The organism is Actinacidiphila sp. DG2A-62, assembly GCF_035825295.1.
GTDB lineage: Bacteria > Actinomycetota > Actinomycetes > Streptomycetales > Streptomycetaceae > Actinacidiphila.
The window spans coordinates 6,985,004-7,006,079 of sequence record NZ_JAYMGI010000002.1; the positions used below are offsets into that span (position 1 = coordinate 6,985,004).

General features: G+C 74.3%; 14 protein-coding genes and 1 pseudogene. 5 read left to right on the forward strand and 10 right to left on the reverse strand.

The features are described 5' to 3' along the window. Positions 1-122 precede the first annotated feature (122 nt). Both VSR01_RS31145 and acs read left to right on the forward strand, forming a co-directional pair. On the forward strand, positions 123-752 hold the full coding sequence (locus tag VSR01_RS31145; protein ID WP_326452352.1) for an acetate uptake transporter: 630 nt from the start codon (positions 123-125) through the stop codon (positions 750-752). An 86-nt stretch (positions 753-838) separates the two neighbouring features. Further along, positions 839-2,796, forward strand: a pseudogene (gene acs / locus VSR01_RS31150) (acetate--CoA ligase). A gap of 58 nt (positions 2,797-2,854) precedes the next feature. On the opposite strand, the gene msrB reads toward acs, so the two are convergent. The 4 genes from msrB to VSR01_RS31170 all read right to left on the reverse strand — a co-directional run bounded on the left by msrB (position 2,855) and on the right by VSR01_RS31170 (position 6,356). After that, a complete protein-coding gene (gene msrB / locus VSR01_RS31155) occupies positions 2,855-3,304 on the reverse strand; it encodes a peptide-methionine (R)-S-oxide reductase MsrB (protein ID WP_326452353.1) in 450 nt (149 codons plus the stop codon). Between the two features lie 16 nt (positions 3,305-3,320). Beyond that, a complete protein-coding gene (gene murC, locus VSR01_RS31160) occupies positions 3,321-4,727 on the reverse strand; it encodes a UDP-N-acetylmuramate--L-alanine ligase (protein WP_326452354.1) in 1,407 nt (468 codons plus the stop codon). 202 nt (positions 4,728-4,929) lie between these two features. Further along, positions 4,930-5,406 (reverse strand): indole-3-glycerol phosphate synthase, encoded by a 477-nt coding sequence (locus tag VSR01_RS31165; RefSeq protein ID WP_326452355.1) that lies wholly within the window; start codon positions 5,404-5,406, stop codon positions 4,930-4,932. Between the two features lie 176 nt (positions 5,407-5,582). Further along, positions 5,583-6,356 (reverse strand): pyrimidine reductase family protein, encoded by a 774-nt coding sequence (locus tag VSR01_RS31170; RefSeq protein WP_442785587.1) that lies wholly within the window; start codon positions 6,354-6,356, stop codon positions 5,583-5,585. A 260-nt stretch (positions 6,357-6,616) separates the two neighbouring features. Between VSR01_RS31170 and zapE the strand changes: the two genes are divergently transcribed. After that, positions 6,617-7,696 carry a cell division protein ZapE gene (zapE, locus tag VSR01_RS31175; RefSeq protein ID WP_442785588.1) on the forward strand — a complete coding sequence of 360 codons (1,080 nt, stop codon included), beginning with the start codon at positions 6,617-6,619 and terminating at the stop codon, positions 7,694-7,696. A gap of 72 nt (positions 7,697-7,768) precedes the next feature. Here zapE and VSR01_RS31180 read toward each other — a convergent pair whose 3' ends face one another. The 4 genes from VSR01_RS31180 to glgX form a co-directional block, all read right to left on the reverse strand. Next, the gene (locus VSR01_RS31180; RefSeq protein ID WP_326452356.1) at positions 7,769-7,963 is read right to left on the reverse strand and encodes a hypothetical protein; all 195 of its coding nucleotides are present in this window, start codon (positions 7,961-7,963) and stop codon (positions 7,769-7,771) included. Continuing rightward, complete coding sequence (gene treZ / locus VSR01_RS31185; RefSeq protein WP_326452357.1) at positions 7,960-9,741, reverse strand: malto-oligosyltrehalose trehalohydrolase; 1,782 nt, start codon at positions 9,739-9,741, stop codon at positions 7,960-7,962. The genes VSR01_RS31180 and treZ overlap by 4 nt, the downstream gene beginning before the upstream one ends. 208 nt (positions 9,742-9,949) lie before the next feature. Beyond that, positions 9,950-12,505 (reverse strand): malto-oligosyltrehalose synthase, encoded by a 2,556-nt coding sequence (gene treY, locus VSR01_RS31190; protein ID WP_326452358.1) that lies wholly within the window; start codon positions 12,503-12,505, stop codon positions 9,950-9,952. 130 nt (positions 12,506-12,635) lie between these two features. Next, complete coding sequence (gene glgX, locus VSR01_RS31195; RefSeq protein WP_326452359.1) at positions 12,636-14,774, reverse strand: glycogen debranching protein GlgX; 2,139 nt, start codon at positions 14,772-14,774, stop codon at positions 12,636-12,638. A 245-nt stretch (positions 14,775-15,019) separates the two neighbouring features. Here glgX and VSR01_RS31200 point away from each other — a divergent pair, with 245 nt between their 5' ends. After that, positions 15,020-16,249 (forward strand): SAV2148 family HEPN domain-containing protein, encoded by a 1,230-nt coding sequence (locus VSR01_RS31200; RefSeq protein WP_326453916.1) that lies wholly within the window; start codon positions 15,020-15,022, stop codon positions 16,247-16,249. A gap of 136 nt (positions 16,250-16,385) precedes the next feature. After that, positions 16,386-17,108 (forward strand): 3'-5' exonuclease, encoded by a 723-nt coding sequence (locus VSR01_RS31205; protein ID WP_326452360.1) that lies wholly within the window; start codon positions 16,386-16,388, stop codon positions 17,106-17,108. Positions 17,109-17,249: 141 nt separating this feature from the next. Here the strand turns inward: VSR01_RS31205 and VSR01_RS31210 are convergent, their stop codons facing one another. Together VSR01_RS31210 and VSR01_RS31215 are read right to left on the reverse strand one after the other, a co-directional pair. Beyond that, positions 17,250-18,113 carry an aminoglycoside phosphotransferase family protein gene (locus VSR01_RS31210; protein WP_326453917.1) on the reverse strand — a complete coding sequence of 288 codons (864 nt, stop codon included), beginning with the start codon at positions 18,111-18,113 and terminating at the stop codon, positions 17,250-17,252. 501 nt (positions 18,114-18,614) lie between these two features. Then, positions 18,615-20,933: an MMPL family transporter gene (locus tag VSR01_RS31215; RefSeq protein WP_326453918.1), complete on the reverse strand. Its 2,319-nt coding sequence runs from the start codon at positions 20,931-20,933 to the stop codon at positions 18,615-18,617. Between the last annotated feature and the right edge of the window lie 143 nt (positions 20,934-21,076).

The window sequence follows — 21,076 nt, forward strand, 5'->3', positions numbered from 1 at the left end:
GGGGTCGCGGCCGCTGCCTAGCGTGACGAAGGGGCCCGAAACGGCCCCCGGGGGACACCGCGGACCGGACGAGGGACCCGGCCCGCGCCGCCCGCTCCCCGACGAGGAGGGAACACCCGCAGATGAGCACTCCCACGCCCGCCGCCACGGCCGCCGCGGACACCGCCGACCCCGGCCCGCTCGGCCTGGCCGGCTTCGCCGCCACCACCTTCGTCCTCAGCTCCTTCAACGCGCACCTGATCAACCAGAGCCTGCTGACCGTCGTCCTGCCGCTCGCCCTGTTCTACGGCGGCCTGGTCCAACTGCTCGCCGGCATGTGGGAGTTCAGGAAGGGCAACACCTTCGGCGCCACCGCCTTCGGCTCGTACGGCGCCTTCTGGCTGTCCTACGCGGCCTATGTGAAGTTCGTCGTCGCCGACCTGCCGGCGGACAAGGCGCACCAGGCCACCGGCCTCTACCTGCTGATCTGGGCGATCTTCACCGTCTACATGACGGTCGCCGCGCTGCGCACCAGCGGCGCGCTGCTCGCCGTGTTCGCCTTCCTGGCCGCGACGTTCGTGGTGCTGACCATCGCCGAGTTCGCGCAGTCCACCGGCACCACCAAGGTCGGCGGCTGGCTCGGCCTGATCACCGCCGTCCTGGCCTGGTACGCCTCCTTCGCCGTGGTCACCAACGCCACCTGGAAGCGCACCCTGCTGCCGGTCTTCCCGCTGACCGGGCCGGGCGGCGGACCGGTCGAGGGCGGCCACTGATGCCCGAAGGCAACGATCCCGGGGGTCCCGCGAGAGCGGGCCGGGCCGCGGACGGCGGGGCCGGAGGCGGACAGACGCTCTCCAACCTGCTGCGCGAGGAGCGCCGCTTCCCGCCGCCCGCGGACCTGGCCGCGCACGCCAACGTCACCGCCGCCGCCTACGAGGAGGCAGCCGCCGACGGCGAGGCGTTCTGGGCCGCCCAGGCCGCCCGGCTGGAGTGGGCCGAGCCCTGGACGACCGTACGCGACTGGAGCGACGCGCCCTTCGCCCGCTGGTTCACCGGCGGCAGGCTCAACGTCACGGTGAACTGCCTGGACCGCCACGTGCGCGCCGGGCACGGCGACCGGGTCGCCTTCCACTGGGAGGGAGAGCCGGGCGACACCCGCACGCTGACCTACGCAGGACTGAAGGACGAGGTGTGCCGGGCGGCCAACGCGCTGCTCTCGCTCGGCGTCACCGCCGGCGACCGGGTCGCGATCTACCTGCCGATGATCCCCGAGACCGTCGTGGCGATGCTCGCCTGCGCCCGGATCGGGGCCCCGCACACCGTGGTCTTCGGCGGCTTCTCCGCCGACGCGCTGCGCGGCCGGGTGCTGGACTGCGACGCCCGCGTCGTGATCACCGCGGACGGCGGTTACCGCAAGGGCGCGGCGTCCGCGCTCAAGCCGGCCGTGGACGAGGCGCTGGAGCAGTGCCCCGACGTGCGCAGCGTCCTGGTGGTGCGGCGCACCGGCCAGGAGGTCGGCTGGACCGAGGGCCGCGACGTGTGGTGGCACGACCTGGTCGCCGGGCAGTCCGCCGAGCACGAGCCCGAGGCGTTCGACAGCGAACACCCGCTGTACATCATGTACACCTCGGGCACCACGGCCCGCCCCAAGGGCATCTTGCACACCACCGGCGGCTACCTCACCCAGGTCGCCTGGAGCCACTGGGCGGTCTTCGACGTCAAACCGGAGACGGACGTCTACTGGACGGCCGCCGACATCGGCTGGGTCACCGGCCACTCGTACATCGTCTACGGGCCGCTGGCCAACGGCGTCACCTCGGTGCTCTACGAGGGCACGCCCGACACCCCGCACCAGGGCCGCTGGTGGGAGATCGTGCAGAAGTACGGCGTGACGATCCTGTACTGCGCGCCGACCGCGATCCGCACCTTCATGAAGTGGGGCGAGCAGATCCCGGCCGGCTTCGACCTGTCCTCGCTGCGGCTGCTCGGCTCGGTCGGCGAGCCGATCAACCCCGAGGCATGGGTGTGGTACCGGCGCGCCATCGGCTCCGACCGCTGCCCGGTGGTGGACACCTGGTGGCAGACCGAGACCGGCGCGCACATGATCAGCCCGCTGCCCGGGGCGAGCACCTGCAAACCGGGTTCGGCGCTGCGCCCGCTGCCGGGGATCTCCGCCGAGGTGGTCGACGACACCGGCACGCCGGTGCCCAACGGCTCCGGCGGCTACCTGGTGCTGACGCAGCCGTGGCCGTCGATGCTCCGCACCATCTGGGGGACGAGCAGCGGTACGTCGACACGTACTGGTCCCGCTTCCCCGGCTGGTACTTCGCCGGCGACGGCGCGAAGAAGGACGAGGACGGCGACATCTGGCTGCTGGGCCGGGTGGACGATGTGATGAACGTGTCCGGGCACCGGATCTCCACCACCGAGGTGGAGTCGGCGCTGGTCTCCCACCCGCTGGTCGCCGAGGCCGCGGTGGTGGGCGCGGCCGACGCCACCACCGGGCAGGGCATCGTGGCGTTCGTCATCCTGCGCGGCGCGGGGGAGCAGGCGGCCGGGGCGGCCGGCGGGCAGGACGTGGCGCGGGAGCTGCGCGGCCACGTCGCCAAGGAGATCGGGCCGATCGCCCGGCCGCGGCAGATCCTGGTGGTCGCGGAGCTGCCCAAGACCCGCTCCGGCAAGATCATGCGCCGGCTGCTGCGGGACATCGCGGAGAACCGGGAGCTGGGCGACGTCACCACGCTCACCGACTCCACGGTGATGGACGCGATCCGCCAGCGACTGCCGTCCGGACCGGGCGGCGGGGACGAGGAGTAGCGGACGAGGAGGAGCGCCGGGCCGGACACGGCGGTGGACGCCGTGTCCGGCCCCCGGCTCAGTCCTTCGGGCTCAGCTTCAGCGACACCGAGTTGATGCAGTACCGCTGGTCGGTGGGCGTCGGGTAGCCCTCGCCCTCGAAGACGTGGCCCAGGTGGGAGCCGCAGCGGGCGCACCGCACCTCGACCCTGACCATGCCCAGCGAGCGGTCCTCGATCAGCTCGACCGCGTCGGAGTCGGCCGGGTCGTAGAAGGACGGCCAGCCGCAGTGCGACTCGAACTTGGTGTCGGAGCGGAACAGCTCGGCGCCGCACGCCCGGCAGGAGTAGACGCCCTCGGTGGTGGTGTCGGTGTACTCACCGGTGAAGGGGCGCTCGGTGGCCGCCTCGCGCAGGACCGCGAACTCCTGCGGGGACAGCTCCGCCCGCCACTCCTCCTCGGTCTTCTGCACCGGGTACGCACCCGCGCCGTGCGCGCCCGTGCCGTGGGTGTTCGCGTCGTGCGACATCTCGGACCTGCCCTTCTCAGCCGGCGAGGCGGGCCAGGATCCGCGGACCGAGATCGGTCACGTCGCCCGCCCCCATGGTGAGAACGAGATCACCGGGCTTGGCCATTCCTGCCACCACCTCCGGGACCGCGTCCTTGTCGTGCTCGGCGGTCGCGTCGGCGCCGGCCGCCCGCGCCGCCTCGATGATCAGCTCGCTGGTCACGCCCGGGATCGGGTCCTCGCGGGCCGGGTAGACGTCCAGCACCACCGAGGCGTCGGCCAGCGCCAGCGCGGCGCCCATCTCGGCGCCCAGCTCACGGGTCCTGCTGAACAGGTGCGGCTGGAAGACCACCAGCACCCGCGCGTCCGCGGCCGCCGCACCCCGGATCGCCTCCAGGTCGGCGGCCATCTCGGTGGGGTGGTGCGCGTAGGAGTCGATCACCTGCACGCCCGACGCCTCGCCCTTGAGCTGGAGCCGGCGCCTGACCCCGGTGTACGTCGCCAGTGCCGAGGCGAGATTGCGCGGCGGCGCGCCCGCGGCGATCCCGGCGGCCAGCGCGGCGACCGCGTCGTGCGCGTAGTGCCGGCCGGGCACGGACACGGTGAAGGTCAGCGGGCGGCCCTCCAGCAGCACGGTCACCTCGCTGGTCAGGCCGCGCGGCGTGATCCGGGTGATCCGCACGTCGGCGCCCTCGGACTCGCCGACGGTGACGATCCGCAGGCCCTCGCGGCCGCGCACCCGCGAGGTCAGCTCGACCGCGCCCGGCTGGTCCGCGGAGACCACCAGGGTGCCGCCGTCGCGCACCTTGCCGACGAAGGTCTCGAACGACTCGAAGATCTCGTCCATCGAGGCGTAGTTGGCGTGGTGGTCGAGCTCCACGTTGAGCACCACGGCCACCTCGGGGGAGTAGGCGTGGAAGCTGCGGTCGCTCTCGTCGGCCTCCGCGACGAAGATCCGCCCGCTGCCGTGCCGGGCGTTGGACCCGGGTCCGTCCAGATCGCCGCCGATCGCGTACGACGGCTCCAGGCCGAGCGCGGTCAGCGCGACCGCGAGCATCGAGGTGGTGGTGGTCTTGCCGTGCGTGCCGGCCACCGCGACCGGCCGGGTGCCCTCCATCAGCGCGGCCAGCGCGGCGCTGCGGTGCACCACCGGCAGGCCCCGCTCGCGGGCCGCGGCCAGCTCCGGGTTGTCCGGGCGGATCGCGCTGGAGACCACCACGCCGCTGGCGTCCGCCGCGAGGTGCGCCCCGTCGTGCCCGATGTGCACGGTCGCCCCGGCCTCCCGCAGGGCCTGCGCGACCGGCGAGTCCTTGGCGTCGCTGCCCGCGACCCGCGCGCCGCGCTGCGCCAGGATCTTGGCGATGCCGGACATCCCGGCCCCGCCGATCCCGATGAAGTGCGGCCGCTCCAGGGCGGGCGGAACGGACGGGCTGGACTGGCTCATGCGCGGATCTCCCGAGGTGCAGCGGTTGGGGCCGGTGCGGGCCGGAGCGCGGCGGGGCGGCGCTCCGGAGCCGCGGTGACGATTCTCGCACCTGCGCGGCCACGGACTACGCGTCGCGCCACCCGCGGGCCGTACGCGCCGCGCCGCGGTCCGCGCTCGCCGTGCCCTGCCGCGCCCGGCGCCGGCGGTACGGACCTGTGTGCTACTCCTCCTCCTGGCCCTGGGCGAAGAGCTTGAGCACCGGCACGCCGACCTTGTGCCGGGCCCGCGAGGTCCAGTCCCGGTGGAAGAACTCCTCCACGAAGTGCGGCGCGGTCAGCACGATCACCTCGTCGGCCTTGGTCTGCTCGACCACGGTGCGCAGCAGGTCCAGCGGGTGCTTGGCGACGACCTCGCCGACCGCCTCCGCCCCGGCCGCGTGCAGCGCCTCCAGCGAGTGCGCGAGCGAGCGCTCGGCGGGCGGCGCGGCCTCCTCGCCCTCGGGCACCCGGTTCTCGCCGGCGGCCTCGTCCAGATGGCCGAGTGCCACGTCGTCCAGCGCCCGCAGCAGCCGGTCCTGGTCGCCGCGCGGCTGCATCAGGACGACGAAGGAGACCGGCTCGTCGCCGTGGAGGGTGGTGACCATCTCCACATCGGCGGGCGTGAGCGGCTTCTCGATCATGAGTACGGTCGTGAACACGGACACGTCCTTCTCTCTTCGGAGCCCCGTTCCGATCTTCACAGGGCGCGAAGGTAAGTGTTCCCGTGCGACGCGAAGTGGAACGGGGGAATCCGCTTTTTCGGCGGGACTGGTGATCCAGGAGTGTGTGCTGGTGAACGCGGGTGCGAGCCGGTGGCGGGGTCCGGGCGTGCGCGTCAGGCGCGGACGTAGCGGGTGAAGAGGAAGCCGTCCTCCTCCAGCACCGAGCGCGGCACATAGCGGGCCGGCGGGGTGACGCCGGGGCCGTTCATGATCCGGGGCGCGTCGCCGCCGGTCAGCAGCGGCGAGACGGTCAGGCACAGCTCGTCCAGCACGCCGGCCGCGGCGAACTGGGCGAGCACCCGCGGACCGCCCTCGTGCAGCAGCCGGGCATGGCCGCGCGCGGCCAGCTCCCGCACCACCCGCGCCGGCTCCACGCCGTCGCCCTCGCCGGCGATCACCACCTCGGCGCCGGCCGCGCGGGCCCGGTCCAGCGCGGCGCGCGGCGCTCCCGCGCCGGTCAGCAGCAGGGTGGGCACGGACGGCGCGGCGAACAGCGGCGCGTCGAAGTCCAGGTCCAGCCGGCGGCTGATCACCGCGATCGCCGGGGCCGGCGACTGGCCGTCCGCGGCCCGCCGCGCGGCGAACGCGGCGCGGGCCTTGGCCGGGCGGTAACCCTCGTGGCGGGCGGTCTCCGCGCCCACGAGGATCACGTCGGCGAGGGCGCGCAGGACGCCGAAGACGCGCATGTCGGCGTCCGAGGACAGCGGGGCGGAGCGGCCTTCGGCGCGGGCGGCGCCGTCGAGCGACCCCACCATGTTGGCCCGTAGGTACGGGCCCGCCTCTCGCGGCGGGTACGCGTACGCCTCGGCCAGGCCGAGGGGCGTGTCCAGGGCTTCGCCCTGGCGGGCGGCCTCTTCCTCTTCCGGAACGGGATAGATCCGCAGCACTCCGCGATCCTCGCACGTCGCTCCCGCGCTGTCCGTTCCCCGCCCCGGTCAGCCCGGCGGTGGGCGTTGCGCCCCGAGGGGCGCGGGGAACTGCGCGACAAGCCACCGCGCGCCCGCGGGTCGTCACCGTCCCAAGGGGGCTGTTCGGTTCGATCCGGACCACCGGCGCGTGGGTGGTTGTTCGCGCAGTTCCCCGCGCCCCTCAAAAGACACAGGGGCGGCGCCCGGCGTCGGGGCGGGGCGGGCTAGGATCGGGCGGCGTGTCGAGAACGCCCGCGCCGGACGGCGCCCGCACCGTGGAGAGCCTGACCGGCCGGCGCCCGGAAGTGGACGCCGCACGCCTGGTGGGCGACATGGTCCCGCCACCGCGGTTCGACTCCGTACGGTTCGAGACGTACGTCCCCGACCCCGGGCAGCCCAGCCAGGCCGCCGCCGTCCAGAAGCTCGCCGCCTTCGCCGCGACCCTCGGCGAGAACGGCAGGACGCCCCGCAGGCGCTGGTTCACCCGCCACGCCTCCGCGAGCCCGGCCGGCGAGGCCACCGGGGTGTACCTCGACGGCGGCTTCGGCGTCGGCAAGACGCACCTGCTCGCCTCGCTGTGGCACGCCGCCCCCGCCCCGCGCGAGCGCAAGGCCTTCGGCACCTTCGTCGAGCTGACCAACCTCGTCGGCGCCCTGGGCTTCCAGCAGGCCGTCGAGGCCCTCAGCGGCCACCGTCTGGTCTGCATCGACGAGTTCGAGCTGGACGACCCGGGCGACACCGTCCTGGTCTCGACGCTGCTCGGCCGGCTCGCCGACGCCGGCGTACGGCTCGCCGCGACCTCCAACACCCTGCCCGGCAAGCTCGGCGAGGGCCGCTTCGCCGCCGCCGACTTCATGCGCGAGATCCAGGGCCTGTCCGCCCGGTTCACCTCGCTGCGGATCGACGGCGAGGACTTCCGGCACCGCGGCCTGCCCGAGGCGCCCGCGCCGTACCGCGACGAGCAGGTCACCGAGGCGGCGCTGAGCACGGCGGGCGCGGCGCTCGACGACTTCGGGCCGCTCGTCGCCCACCTGGCGACCGTGCACCCCAGCCGGTACGGCGCGCTGTGCGACGGCGTCCACGCGCTGTTCCTGCGGGGCGTGGAGCAGGTCACCGACCAGGCCACCGCGCTGCGGCTGGTCGTCCTCGCGGACCGGCTCTACGACCGGGAGGTCCCGGTGATGGCCTCGGGCGTGCCGTTCGACCGGCTCTTCGCGCAGGAGCTGCTGGCCGGCGGCTACCGCAAGAAGTACTTCCGCGCGGTCTCCCGGCTCACCTCACTGGCCCGCGACTCACTGACCCGCGACGCCTCCTCCTGACCGCCGGGCGCCGGGCGCCGTGCCCCAGCAGCAGGCCCGCGACCGCGCCTGCCGCCGGTCTCGGCCCTGGTCTCAGCCCGAGCAGGCGGTCCGCTGGGCCTCCTGCCACTCGCAGACGGGGCACAGCGTGACGCCGCGGGTGGTCGCCGGGTACTCCGTGGGCTCGCCGCAGTGGACGCAGTCCGCGACCTCGACCCCGGCGGCGGTCCCGGCCGCCGCGCCGACGGCGACCGCGACCCCGGTCTCGTTCTCCGTGGAAGTGCTCACGGCTCCAGCGTAACCTCGGCCGCCGGCACGGCCGCCTCCCGCAGGACCGCGGCGCCGCGCGGCGGGAGCTGGACCGCGGGTCCTGGCAGCACCTTGCAGGGCGGCCGGGACAGGACCACGTCGCAGGGCGCGTTGAGCGGCACCCGGGCCGGCGCGTCGGAGAAGTTGACCAGCACCCGGAAGGGCCCGCGGGCGATCCGCAGCGTCCGGCCGCCCGCGGTGGCCGCGACCGTGTCCAGCCGGGGGTCGCTGAGCGCCGGTTCGGCGCGGCGCAGCGCGATCAGGTCGCGGTACCACGCCAGCAGTTCGCGGTGCTCCGGCCGGCCCGGCTCGGACCAGTCCAGCACCGAGCGGTCCCGCGTCGCCGGGTCCTGCGGGTCCGGCACGTCCTCCTCGGCCCAGCCGTGCGCGGCGAACTCCCGCCGCCGGCCGCGGGTGATGGCCGCCGCCAGCTCCGGGTCGTCGTGGTCGGTGAAGAACTGCCACGGCGTGGACGCCCCCCACTCCTCGCCCATGAACAGCATCGGGGTGAACGGCGAGGTGAGCACCAGCGCCGCCGCCGCGCCGAGCTGCACCGGCGTCAGGCGGTCGCCGGTGGCCCGGTTGCCGATCTGGTCGTGGGTCTGGGCGTAGCCGAGCAGCCGGTGGCCCGCGGTCTCCGAGGTGTCGACCGGGCGGCCGTGGCGCCGGCCGCGGAAGGAGGACCAGGTGCCGTCGTGGAAGAAGCCGTGGGTGAGCACCTTGGCCACCGCGGCCGGGCCCGCGGCGGCGAAGTCGGCGTAGTAGCCCTGCGACTCGCCGGTCACCGCGGTGTGCACCGCGTGGTGGAAGTCGTCGTTCCACTGCGCGTCCAGGCCGAGGCCGCCGGCCTCGCGCGGCGCGGTGGTGCGCGGGTCGTTCAGGTCGGACTCGCCGATCAGGAACAGCGGCCGGCCCACCGCGGCCGACAGCCCCTCCACCGCGGTCGACAGCTCCTCCAGGAAGTGCAGCGCCCGCGTGTCGACCAGCGCGTGCACCGCGTCCAGCCGCAGCCCGTCCAGCCGGTAGTCGCGCAGCCAGGCCAGCGCGCTGCCGATCAGAAAGTCCCGGACCTCGTCGGAGCCGGGCGCGTCGAGGTTGACCGCGTCGCCCCACGGCGTGTGGTGCCGGTCGGTGAAGTACGGCCCGAACGGCGGCAGATGGTTGCCGGACGGACCGAGGTGGTTGTGCACCACGTCGAGCACCACGCCCAGGCACTGGCGGTGCGCCGCGTCGACGAACCGCTGCAGCGCCCGCGGGCCGCCGTACGGCTCGTGCACCGCCCACAGCGACACGCCCTCGTACCCCCAGCCGTTGACGCCGGGGAACGGGCACAGCGGCATCAGCTCCACGTGCGTGACGCCGAGCCTGGCCAGGTGCGGCAGCCGCTCGATCGCCGCGTCGAGGGTGCCCTCGGGGGTGAAGGTGCCGACGTGCAGCTCGTAGAGCACCGCGCCGGGCAGGCCGCGGCCGGGCCACGGCACCTGCCAGTCGAACGCGTCCAGGTCGACCACCGCGCTCAGGCCGTCCGGGCCGTCCGGCTGCCGGCGCGAGCGCGGGTCCGGCAGCAGCGGGCCGCCGTCCAGCCGGTAGCCGTACCGCGCGCCGGGGGCGGCCGGCAGCTCGGCGTGCCACCAGCCGGCCCTGGCCGGGTCGGGGCCCAGGCGCTGGGCCCGGCCGTCGACCTCGATCTCCACCTGCCGTGCGTTCGGCGCCCACACCTCGAACAGCACCCGCTGACTCCCGTCGGATCGGCTCATCCCCGCGTCGGCCCTGCGGGCACATGCATGCCCGGCCTCCGGCGGCTTCGAACGAGGATCACACACCCCGCGCCCCGGCCCGCCGGATTTCCCCTCCCTCTGCTGCCCGCCACCGCCGCACGCACGCCGGACCGCCGTGCGGCGCGGCGCGGCGGATGCGGTCCGCGTGGACGCGGTCCGGGGGCGGCCGTCCGGCGTGGACGTGGTCTCACCCGTCGCGGGTCAGGAGCGCGACCGGCGAGGTGGCGAACAGGGTCGAGACCGGGACCGTGCCCTCGTGGGAGGCGCCGGCCAGGCGGTCGGTCCAGCGGCCGGGCGGCAGCGGCAGGTCGGTGTCCCGCCAGCCGCCCGCCTCCTCCAGGCGCCGCGAAAGGCGGGTCACCGCGGTGAGCGCGCCGCCGCCGCGGACGTACGCCACACAGTGCTCCGCGGCCGGGCCCCGCGCCGCCAGCGGCTGGTACGACGCCTGCGGGCCGTACCACTGCGGGTGGTCCCGGCGCAGCCGCAGCGCCACCGCGGTCAGCCGCAGCTTGGTGTGCTCCAGGTCCCGCGGGGGAGTCCCGTCCAGCGCGGCGCGCAGCGCGCCCGGCAGGTCGAAGCGGACCATGCCCGGCTCGGCCTCGGTCAGCGGCCCCCGGTTGTCCGGGTCCACCAGCGTGAAAACCGGGAACTCGGTGCCCTGGTAGACGTCCGGCACGCCCGGCATGGTCAGGTGCAGCAGCGCGGCGGCCAGGATGTTGGCCCGCGCGTACGGCTCCAGCCGGCCCGCCAGCTCGCCGACGTCGTAGACCTGCGCGCCGCACGGCCCCCGGTCGGTGAACTCGGCGACCGCCTTCTCGTACGCCTCGTCCTGCTCGGTCCAGCTGGTCCGCAGGCCCGCCTCGCGCACCGCCTTGAGCGCGGCGGGGATCAGCCGGTCGGGGTGGCAGAAGCCGAGCCCGAGGGCGGTCTGGAAGACGGTGTACGCGGTGTGCGGGTCGGGCGCCGCGGGGGAGGGGCGGCGCTCGGCGAGCCACTCCCGCCACGCCCCCGGCATCTCCGACAGCACGGCCAGCCGCAGGCGTACGTCCGCGCTGCGCTTGGTGTCGTGGGTGGACAGCACCGTCCCGGTGGCCGGCCGCTCCCGCGCGATCCGCGCGCAGTAGGCGTGGAACTCCTGCGGCGCGGTGGCCGGCCGCCCGGGGTCGCGGCCGACCTCGCACAGCGACAGCAGCGGCGTGTAGCGGTAGAAGGCGGTGTCCTCCACCGACTTGGCGTGCAGCGCGGAGGCGACCTGCGCGAACCGCACGGCGAAGTCCGCGGCGGCCTCGGCGGTGCCTTCCCCGGCCGCGCGCTGCCCGGCGGTGCCATCCGCGGCCGCGCCTCGCCCGGCCGCCTCCGGGCCGGGCGCCCGCCCCAGCGCCAGATCGCGTACGGCGTCGATCGCCGGGCCCAGCTCCGGTGGGCACCCGGCGCGCGCGGCATCGGCCGCGGCGGTCAGCATCGCCGTGTCGTGCGCGGAGGCGGGGACGCCGGGCACCACGTACGGCCGGTACACCGGCACCCGCACCAGCAGCGCGCGCAGCGCCTGCGCGAGCGCCTCCTGGCCGAGCCCCCCGTCCGGCGCGAGCGTCTCCTGGCCGAGCCCCCCGTCCCGTCCGAGCGCCTGCCCACCGGGCGTCCCGCCCAGCGCGCGCGACGCCGCCCGGGTCAGGCGGTCCACCTCGGCCGCCAGGTCGTGGCCGGCCACGCGGTCGGCGGCGCGCCGCACGGTCGGCTCCCAGCGCCCGCCGCGGTCGTCCTCGGCGCCGGTGAACTTCCGGTAGAAGTCGGCGAGTTCGGCCACCCCGCCCGGATCGGTGAACAGGCCGTCGACGCGGTCGAGCGCGTCGTAGCCGGTGCTGCCGGCGCAGTCCCAGTCGGCCGGCAGCACCTCGTCGCGCTGGAGGATCTTCTCGACCACCGTCCAGCGCCCGCCGCTCGCCGCGGCGAGCCGCCGCAGGTACGCCGCCGGGTCGGCGAGCCCGTCCGGGTGGTCGATCCGCAGGCCGTCCACGACGCCCTCGCGCAGCAGCCGCAGCACCGTCGCGTGCGTCGCGGCGAACACCTCGGGGTGCTCGACCCGGACCGCGATCAGGTCGGAGATGGTGAAGAACCGCCGGTAGTTCAGCTCGGTGCGGGCGGTGCGCCAGTACGCGAGCCGGTAGAACTGCCGCTCCAGCAGCTCGGGCAGCGGCAGCTCCTCGGTGCCGGCCCGCAGCGGGAACCGGTGGTCGTAGTACCGCAGCACCCTGCCGCCGGCCGCCTTGTCCCGCACCACGCCCAGCGCGCCCGCGGCCAGCACGTCCGGCAGCGGGTCGCCGAGCACCGGCAGCAGCACCTTGCCGCCGAGCGCGTCCCAGTCGACGTCGAACCAGGAGGCGTGCGCGGAGGAGGGCCCGTCGCGCAGCACCTCCCACAGCGGCGCGTTCAGGTGCTCGGGGGCCGGCACGGCCATGTGGTTGGGCACGATGTCCAGCACCAGCCCGAGGCCGTGGCCGCGGGCGGTGCGCGCCAGCTCCCGCAGCCCGTCCTCGCCGCCCAGCTCCGCGCGGACCCGGGTGTGGTCCACCACGTCGTAGCCGTGGCGGGAGCCGGGCACCGCCTCCAGCACCGGCGACAGGTGCAGATGGGTGACCCCCAGCTCCGCCAGGTAGGGCACCGCCTCCGCCGTGTCGGCGAAGGTGAAACCGGGCTGCACCTGTATCCGGTACGTCGAGCCGGGCGTCGCGCGCGTTGCGGTCATGGGATCTTCTCTACCCCGGATCTGCGGAAGGAGCGCGCGGAAAGGGTCCGAACGCACCAGGGCCGCGCGGGGGCCGCGGGCGACACCCCGCGACGCCCCCGCGGCGCCCCCGCGGCGCGGCCCGCCCGCTTCAGTCCGCCGGCCGCTGCAGCACCACCAGGCTGCGGTCGGCCAGCAGCAGCCGGTCGCCCGCGCTGACCAGCTCGCCGGTGCCCGGCGGCACGCCCTCCGGCCGCTCGGTGTCGATGATCACCTGCCACTCCTTGCCGTGGTTGGCCGGCACCGAGAACTCCTGCGAGGACGGCGCGGCGTTGAACATCAGCAGGAACGAGTCGTCGGTGACCCGCTCGCCGCGCGGCCCGGGCTCGGAGATCGCGTTGCCGTTGAGGAAGACCACCAGCGAGTGAGCGCTCGCCGCCTGCCAGTCGCGCTGGGTCATCTCCCGGCCCTCGGGCGTGAACCACCCGATGTCCGACAGCTCGTCGTGGGTGCCCTCCACCGGCCGGCCGTGGAAGAACCGCCGCCGCCGGAAGACCGGGTGGTCCCGGCGCAGCCACACCATCGCCCGCACGAACTCGTGCAGCCGCAGCGCCTCGTCGTCCTCCTCCGAGGTGCCGGCCTTGTCCGGCCAGGCGATCCAGGACAGTTCGTTGTCCTGGCAGTAGGCGTTGTTGTTGCCGCGCTGGGTGCGGCCGAACTCGTCGCCGTGGCTGATCATCGGCACGCCCTGGGACAGCAGCAGGGTGGCGATGAAGTTGCGCATCTGCCGGCCGCGCAGGGTGCGCACCGCGCGGTCGTCGGTCTCCCCCTCGGCGCCGCAGTTCCAGGACCGGTTGAAGCTCTCGCCGTCCCGGTTGTCCTCGCCGTTGGCCTCGTTGTGCTTGTCGTTGTACGACACCAGGTCGCGCAGGGTGAAGCCGTCGTGGCAGGTGACGAAGTTGATGGAGGCCAGCGGGCGGCGGCCGTCGTCCTGGTAGAGGTCGGAGGAGCCGGTCAGCCGGGAGGCGAACTCGGCCAGCGTGGCGTTCTCGCCGCGCCACAGGTCCCGCACGGTGTCCCGGAACTTGCCGTTCCACTCCGTCCACAGCGGCGGGAAGTTGCCCACCTGGTAGCCGCCCTCGCCCACGTCCCAGGGCTCGGCGATCAGCTTGACCTGCGAGACCACCGGGTCCTGCTGCACCAGGTCGAAGAACGACGACAGCCGGTCCACCTCGTGGAACTGCCGGGCGAGGGTGGCCGCCAGGTCGAAGCGGAAGCCGTCCACGTGCATCTCGGTGACCCAGTAGCGCAGGCTGTCCATGATCATCTGGAGCACGTGCGGGCTGCGCATCAGCAGGCTGTTGCCGGTGCCCGTGGTGTCGGTGTAGTAGCGCGGGTCGTCGGCCAGCCGGTAGTACGAGGCGTTGTCCAGGCCGCGCAGCGACAGCGTCGGGCCCAGGTGGTTGCCCTCCGCGGTGTGGTTGTAGACCACGTCGAGGATCACCTCGATGCCGGCCCGGTGCAGCGCCCGCACGGCCGTCTTGAACTCCAGCACCTGCTGGCCGCGGTCGCCCAGCGAGGCGTAGCCGTTGTGCGGGGCGAAGAATCCGATGGTGTTGTAACCCCAGTAGTTGGCCAGCCCCGCGTCCGCCAGCCGGTGGTCCCGGACGAACTGGTGCACCGGCATCAGCTCCAGGGTGGTGACGCCGAGTTCCACCAGATGGCTGATCACGGACGGGTGCGCGAGCGCCGCGTAGGTGCCCCTGATCTCCTCCGGCAGCCCCGGGTGGGTCATCGTCAGACCCTTGACGTGCGCCTCGTAGATCACCGTCTTGTGGTAGTCGATGCGCGGCGAGCGGTCGTCCGCCCAGTCGAAGTACGGATTGACGACCACCGAGGCCATGGTGTGCGGAGCGGAGTCCAGGTCGTTGCGCGAGTCCGGCTGGCCGAAGCGGTAGCCGTAGACCGCCTCGTCCCAGTCGATCTCACCGCTCATCGCCTTGGCGTACGGATCGAGCAGGAGTTTGGAGGAGTTGCAGCGGTGCCCCTGGGCCGGGTCGTACGGCCCGTGCACCCGGAACCCGTAGCGCTGGCCCGGCATCACGCCGGGCAGATAGGCGTGCCGGACGAAGGCGTCCGCCTCGCGCAGCTCCACCGCCGTCTCGGAGCCGTCGTCGTGCAGCAGACACAGCTCGATCCGCGTCGCCACTTCGGAGAAGACGGCGAAGTTGGTCCCCGCCCCGTCGAAGGTGGCACCGAGGGGGTACGACTGACCCGGCCAGACTTGCATGTAGTGACTCTTCCACTTCTCGAGTTGCCCGAACGTCGCTGACGTCTCCGACGTCGCATCCTCCCATCCCTGCCCCCTTCCGAGGGTGACACGGCGACAACAGGCAGCGACCGCACGGGTGACGGGGTTGTCCGGTAGTAGTCAAGTAGGGTCGATACGGCTGCGGCGCCCCCGGAGCCGCAGTACCCTTCCTTGATCGTGGACGGGGGTCCAAAGGCGGTGAAGCGGTGACGTCCGGAGGTCTGATGCTCCCGGGTGGCGGTGAGCAGGGCGGCCAGCAGGGCGACCAGGACACCGCCGCCGAGGGTCAGTCCGGCGCGGTCACGCTCGCGGCGCCCCTGGAGATCGGAGCGGAACTGGACTGGGGCGACGACGCCTGGGCCGAGGTGCGCACCCGCGCCCGCCGGGCCGGGCGGGCCTACGTGTGGCTCAACCTCGTCGAGCAGCGGCTGCGCGCGGTGGTCAACGCCGTGCTGCGCCCGATATACGAGCCCGTGCACGGCGAGGAGTGGGTGGTCGCCGCGGCCGGCCCGGCCGGCAGCGAGTGGGTGCAGCGCGCGGTCGCGGTCCGCGAGGTCAGCCGCCGCAAGGGCTTCCTGCTCGACCCGGCGGACGACAACGTCCTCAGCTTCCTCACGCTGCCGCAGCTGCGCGAGCTGCTGGTGCAGCACTGGCCGATCTTCGAGCCCTACTTCGACGACCGCCGCGACCTCGAACTCGCCCTGGACGAGCTGGAGGTGGCCCGGCACGTGGTCTCCCGCAACCGGGCGCTGTCGCGGACCGTGCTGGACCAGGCCGAACGGGCCGCGGCCCGGCTGCTCGACCTGCTCGGCGCCGGCCCCTCGCGCGAGGCCGCCCGGCGGCTGCCGGTGGACGTGGTCGAGCAGCTGGTCGCCGACCGGTACTCCGACGTGGTCGGCGTCTACCCCGACCGGGTGCGGCTGCAGCGCCAACTGCCGGTCGAGGACCTGTTCTCCGGGGCGCGCCGGCTGGACGCCGTCGGCATCGGACTCAACCTGCTGGTGCAGAACTACTCCGGCCGCCGCCTGGTGCGCCTGGCCGAGAACGGCTGCCGGATGCGGCTGGCCTTCCTCAACCCGGCGAGCAGCTCGGTGCGCCGCCGGGAACGCGAACTGGGGCTGTCCCGCGGCGAGCTGAGCCGGTCGGTCGAGATGAACATCATGCACATGCGCCGGGTGCGGGCCCGGCTGCGCGACCCGGACGCCTTCGAGATCCAGGTCTTCGACGAGACCCCGCGGTTCACCGCCTACCTGGTCGACGGCGACACCGGCGACGGCCTGGCCGTCGTGCAGACCTATCTGCGCAGGGCCCGCGGCATGGAGGTGCCGGTGCTCGTGCTGCGCGGCGGCTCGCGCCGCACCGTCGAGGGCGAACGCCCGGCCGACGGCGGGCTGTTCGACGTCTACCGCGAGGAGTTCGAGGGCATCTGGGCCGACGCGCGGCCGGTGTCCTGACCGCCGTGGAGCGCGGCGGCGGGGCCGCGCGGCGGCCCCGCCGCGCCTCGGGCCGGGCCGTGCCGCGCGGCCGACTGTCAGTGCCGCACGGGATGATGGCGGAGCAAACGGGGGATTCGGGAGGGAAGGACGCGCCATGGCATGGCACGAGGAGCTGCTCGTCGGCTTCGACCTGGAGACGACGGGCACGGACCCGCGCACCGCGCGGATCGTGACGGCGGCGGTCACCGAGGTCAAGAGCGGGGAGCCGGTCAGGCACCTGACGTGGCTGGCCGACCCGGGGGTGCCGATCCCGCCCGAGACGACCGCGATACACGGCGTCAGCACCGCGCGGGCCGCCGCGGACGGGCGCCCGGCCCCCGAGGTCGTCGCCGAGGTCGCCGACGCCCTGCGCGGCTACTGGGCCCGCCGGGTGCCCGTCGTCGTCTACAACGCGCCCTTCGACCTCACCCTTCTGGATGAGGAACTGAGGCGCTACGCCCTGCCGCCGCTGGTCGCCGCGGGCGCCCCCGCGGGACCGGTGGTCGACCCGCTGGTGGTGGACCGCGCGCTGGACCGCTACCGGCGCGGCAAGCGCACCCTGGAGGCCGCCTGCCAGGTCTACGGCGTGGTGCTGGAGGGCGCGCACGACGCCGGGGCCGACGCGCTGGCCGCGGTCCGGGTGGCGCGGGCGCTCGCGCTGCGCTTCCCCGAAGTCGGCGGCGCCGACCTGGTCGAACTCCAGGCGCTGCAGACCGGGTGGTACGCCGCGTGGGCGGAGGACTTCGCGGCCTGGCTGCGCCGCAAGGGCTCCGCGGACCCGGACGTGGACCCGTCCTGGCCCCTGCGGTCCGCGGCGACCGAGGCGGTCCGGCCGTAGCCGCCACGGCGGCGCCGCCGGGTCCGCGGCCGTCGCCGGGCGAGGCCGCGTGCCTCCGGCAGAGGGCGTGTGTCTCCGGGGGAGGGCGCGCCGGCGGGGTCGGCGCGCCCGCGGATCAGGGGCCGGCGGAAACGGCCGGAGCTAGAAGGTGTACCAGCGGACCGTGGGGTCCGCGTTGCGCAGCGAGGCCACCCGGCGGCGGAACTCGGTGAGCGCCGCCTGGCTGGCCGGCGCGAACTGGGCGACCCAGGCGCAACTGGCCGTCTCGCGGGCACCGCGCAGCACCTCCCAGCCGTCCCAGGTCGTCACATCCCAGCCGTAGGCCTCGGTGAAGGCCGCGTAGTCCGCCGCGGGCACCCCGTAGCGGTCCCGGCTGAGCGCGAGCACGATCAGGTCGTGCTCGCGCAGGTCGCTGGAGAAGGTCTCCAGGTCCACCAGGACCGGGCCGTCGGGACCGATGTGCACGTTGCGCGGCAGCGCGTCGCCGTGGATCGGTCCGCGCGGCAGGTGCGGCCGCAGCGAGGCGGCGGCCTCCGCGTAACCGTCCCTGCGCCGGCGCAGGAACGAGGCATCGGCCGGGTCGATCGCGTCCCCGGCGATCCGCAACCAGCGCTCCACGCCGCCCAGCAGGTCGCGCGGCGGCAGCCCGAAGTCCGGCTCGGGCAGCGCGTGCACCAGCGTCAGCAGCGGTGCCACGTCGGCCGGTTCGGCCGGCCGCAGCGACTCCGGCAGCCGCTGCCAGTACGTGATCGGGTGGCCCTCGACCAGCCGCACCTCCGACTCCGCGGAGCGGACCGCGGGCACGTCGTGCTTGGCCAGCCAGTCGGCGGTGCGCACTTCGCGGCGGGCCCGGTCCAGCAGGTCCGCGCCCCGGCCCACCTTGATCACCAGGCGGCCGGCGGCGAAGACCGCGTTCTCCCCGAAGGAGAGCAGCTCGGCCTCGTGGTGCCCGGCGGCGTCGAGTACCGCACGTGCCCGGTCCTGCGTGAACACCGCTCCCGCCATGCCCAGCCCCTCGAAGCCCTCGAAGTCCGCCCGCCCGGCGCGGTCCGCCCCGCCGCGTCCGGTGTGTCCTGCTCTGCCCTGCCGCGTCTGATGATGTACCACGGGCCGCCCTCCCGTGTCCCGTCCGTCCGCGTCCACCGTGTGCCGCCCGTCACCCGACGTGCGGCGCGCCTGCCGTGCCCTTGCGTGGCCTTGCGTGCCCTTGTCGTTGTCGTGCCGTTGTCGTGCCGTTCGCCCGCTGTGCCCGTGTCGTACCGGCGCCGTACGCGTGCGGTACGCGCGCCGGGTCGACCGCGTCCGCCCGCATATGCCGGCGGCACCGGCGCGCGTGCGCAGGGCAAGTCTCGCATCCGCACGCCGGCGCGTCTCGCCGGGTCCCGAACACGCCGTCAGGCCACGGCGCGCCGGGTATTCCTACCCCGGCACACCGCGGCCTGACCGCTCGTCATGTGACGTTCCGTGAACCGGTCCGAACCGGGCCCTGCCGGACCGCTCCGCCGCTCACACCCGGTCGGCCACCGGGCGTTCCGGCCGCTGGTCGCCGCCGTGCGGCGCGCCGCCGTACGCCGGATGACCGGGCTGCGCCGGGTGGCCGGGGTGGCCCGGCCGGACCGGGTGATCCGAGGCGGCGGCCGGCGCCTTCGGCAGCGACGACTCGTCGTGCGTCATGTCCGGCAGCCACCGCAGGGCCTTGGGCAGGTACCAGTTGCGGTCGCCCAGCAGCGTCATCACCGCCGGCAGCAGCACCCCGCGGATCACCGTCGCATCGATCAGCACCGCGAAGGCCAGGCCGACGCCCATCTGCTTCATGCTCTGCATCGACAGCGTCCCGAAGATCGCGAACACCGCGACCATGATGACGGCGGCGCTGGTGACCACGCCCGCGGTGGTGGTGACGCCCTGCTCGATCGAGTCCCGAGTGCTCAGGCCGCGCATCCGCGCCTCGCGGATCCGGGAGACCACGAACACGTGGTAGTCCATGCTCAGCCCGAACAGGATCACGAAGAGGAACAGCGGCAGCCAGGCGACCACCGCGCCGGTGCCGGTCGCGCCGACCAGCGAGGCGCCCCAGCCGTGCTGGAAGACCACCGTCAGCACACCGTAGGCGGCGCCCACCGAGAGCAGGTTGAGCACGATCGAGGTGATCGCGATGGTCAGCGACCGGAAGGACAGCAGCATCAGCAGGAAGGCGAAGACCGTCACGAAGGCGAACACCGGCGGCACACTGCTGGTGATCTTGTGGTTGAAGTCCATCGAGCCGGCCGTCTCACCGCTGATCGGCGCCTGGAGTCCGGCCACCTTGCCCAGCGTGTCGGGCCTGACGTGGTCGCGCAGCAGCTTCAGATCGGCCTCGGCGCGCTTGTGGTCGGTGCCGCCGGCCAGCGGCACCTGGATCTCCGCGACGTTCTGCCGGGCGTGCACCGTCACCGTGACCGGGCCGGTGCTGGCCCCCGAGGCCACCGCCTCGGTGCGGAAGGCGGCGATGGCCTGCCGGACCGCGGGCGCGCCGATCGCGTCGGCCTTGACGACCACGCTCGCCGGCTCGGGGCCGCCGGGGAAGGCCGCGTCGATGTGCTCGTAGGTCTGCACGATCGGCAGGCTGTCGCCCAGTTCCTGATCCATCGACAGGTTCTCGGTGTGCATGCCGAACGCGGGGATCGCGATGGCCACCAGAGCGCCGCCGGCCACCAGCACGGCCGCTTTCGGGCTGCGCAGCACCGGACGCAGCACCGCGCGCCAGACCCGGCTGCCGTTCGCCGCGGCCCCGGTGCGCCGGGCGCGGGCCCGCCGCGCCCTGGCCAGGAACGGCACCCTGCCCTTCTCCACCCGGTGTCCCAGCAGCGACAGCAGCGCCGGCAGCACCGTCACCGAGCCGAACATCGCGATCGCGACCACGATCATGGTGGCGACGCCCATCGCCTTGAAGTCGCCGATCCCGGTGAAGAGCATGCCCGCCATGGCCACGATCACCGTGACGCCGGAGATCAGCACCGCGCGGCCCGAGGTGGCCGCCGCGATCCGCAGCGCCGTCTGCGGGTCGTGCCCCGCGGCCCGCTCCTCGCGCTCCCTGCGCAGGTAGAACAGGCAGTAGTCGACGCCGACGGCCAGACCCACCAGCAGCATCACCGAGTTGGCGGTGTCGCTCATCGGCACCTTGTGGCTGACCAGCGCCACCACCCCGGTCGCGCCGAGGAAGGCGCTCATCGCCAGCACCACCGGCAGCAGCGCGGCGACCAGCGCGCCGAAGGCGATCAGCAGGATGCCCAGCGCCACCGGCAGCGCGGAGAACTCGGCGGTCTTGAAGTCCGAGCCGAAGGCGTTGTCGATCGCCTTGTTCGAACTCGCGTCGCCGAACTCCTCGACCTTCAGGTCGCCGTGCTGCTTCTGCACCTTCGCCACCGCGTCCAGCACCGGCTGCACCCGGTCCGAGGCCGTGTCGGGATCGCCGCGCATGTCGAAGCGGACCAGCGCCGAGCGGTGGTCCTTGGAGACCGCCCCGGTGTCGTACGGGGAGGTGACCGCGGTGACCTGGCCGGTCGCCTTCACCGCGGCGATCACCTGGGCGACCGCGGTGTGCGCCGCCGGGTCCGACACGCTCGCGCCGGGCCGGGTGACCTGGACCAGGACCATCTCGCCCGCCGCGTCCTGCAGCCCCGCGTCGTCGATGATGGTGGCCGCCTGGGCGACCTCGCCGGGCATCGCCCGGTCCTCGTCCACGTCGACCCGGCCGGCGGCCTGGCCGATCATGAGTGCCGCGATGACGAAGAGCAGCCAGCCGCCCACCGCCGCCCAGCGGTGCCGGGCGCTCCAGCCGCCCATCGCCGCCGCGATTCCCGTCCTGCTGCCGTGTGCGCGTGCGCGACTCACGGTGTGCCCCCTTCGAGGAGTCTGGGTGGCGGCTGACCTGCCGCTCCGTCCACCCATGACGCTAGGGGGGCGGGGACGCGCGACCCATCCGGCCA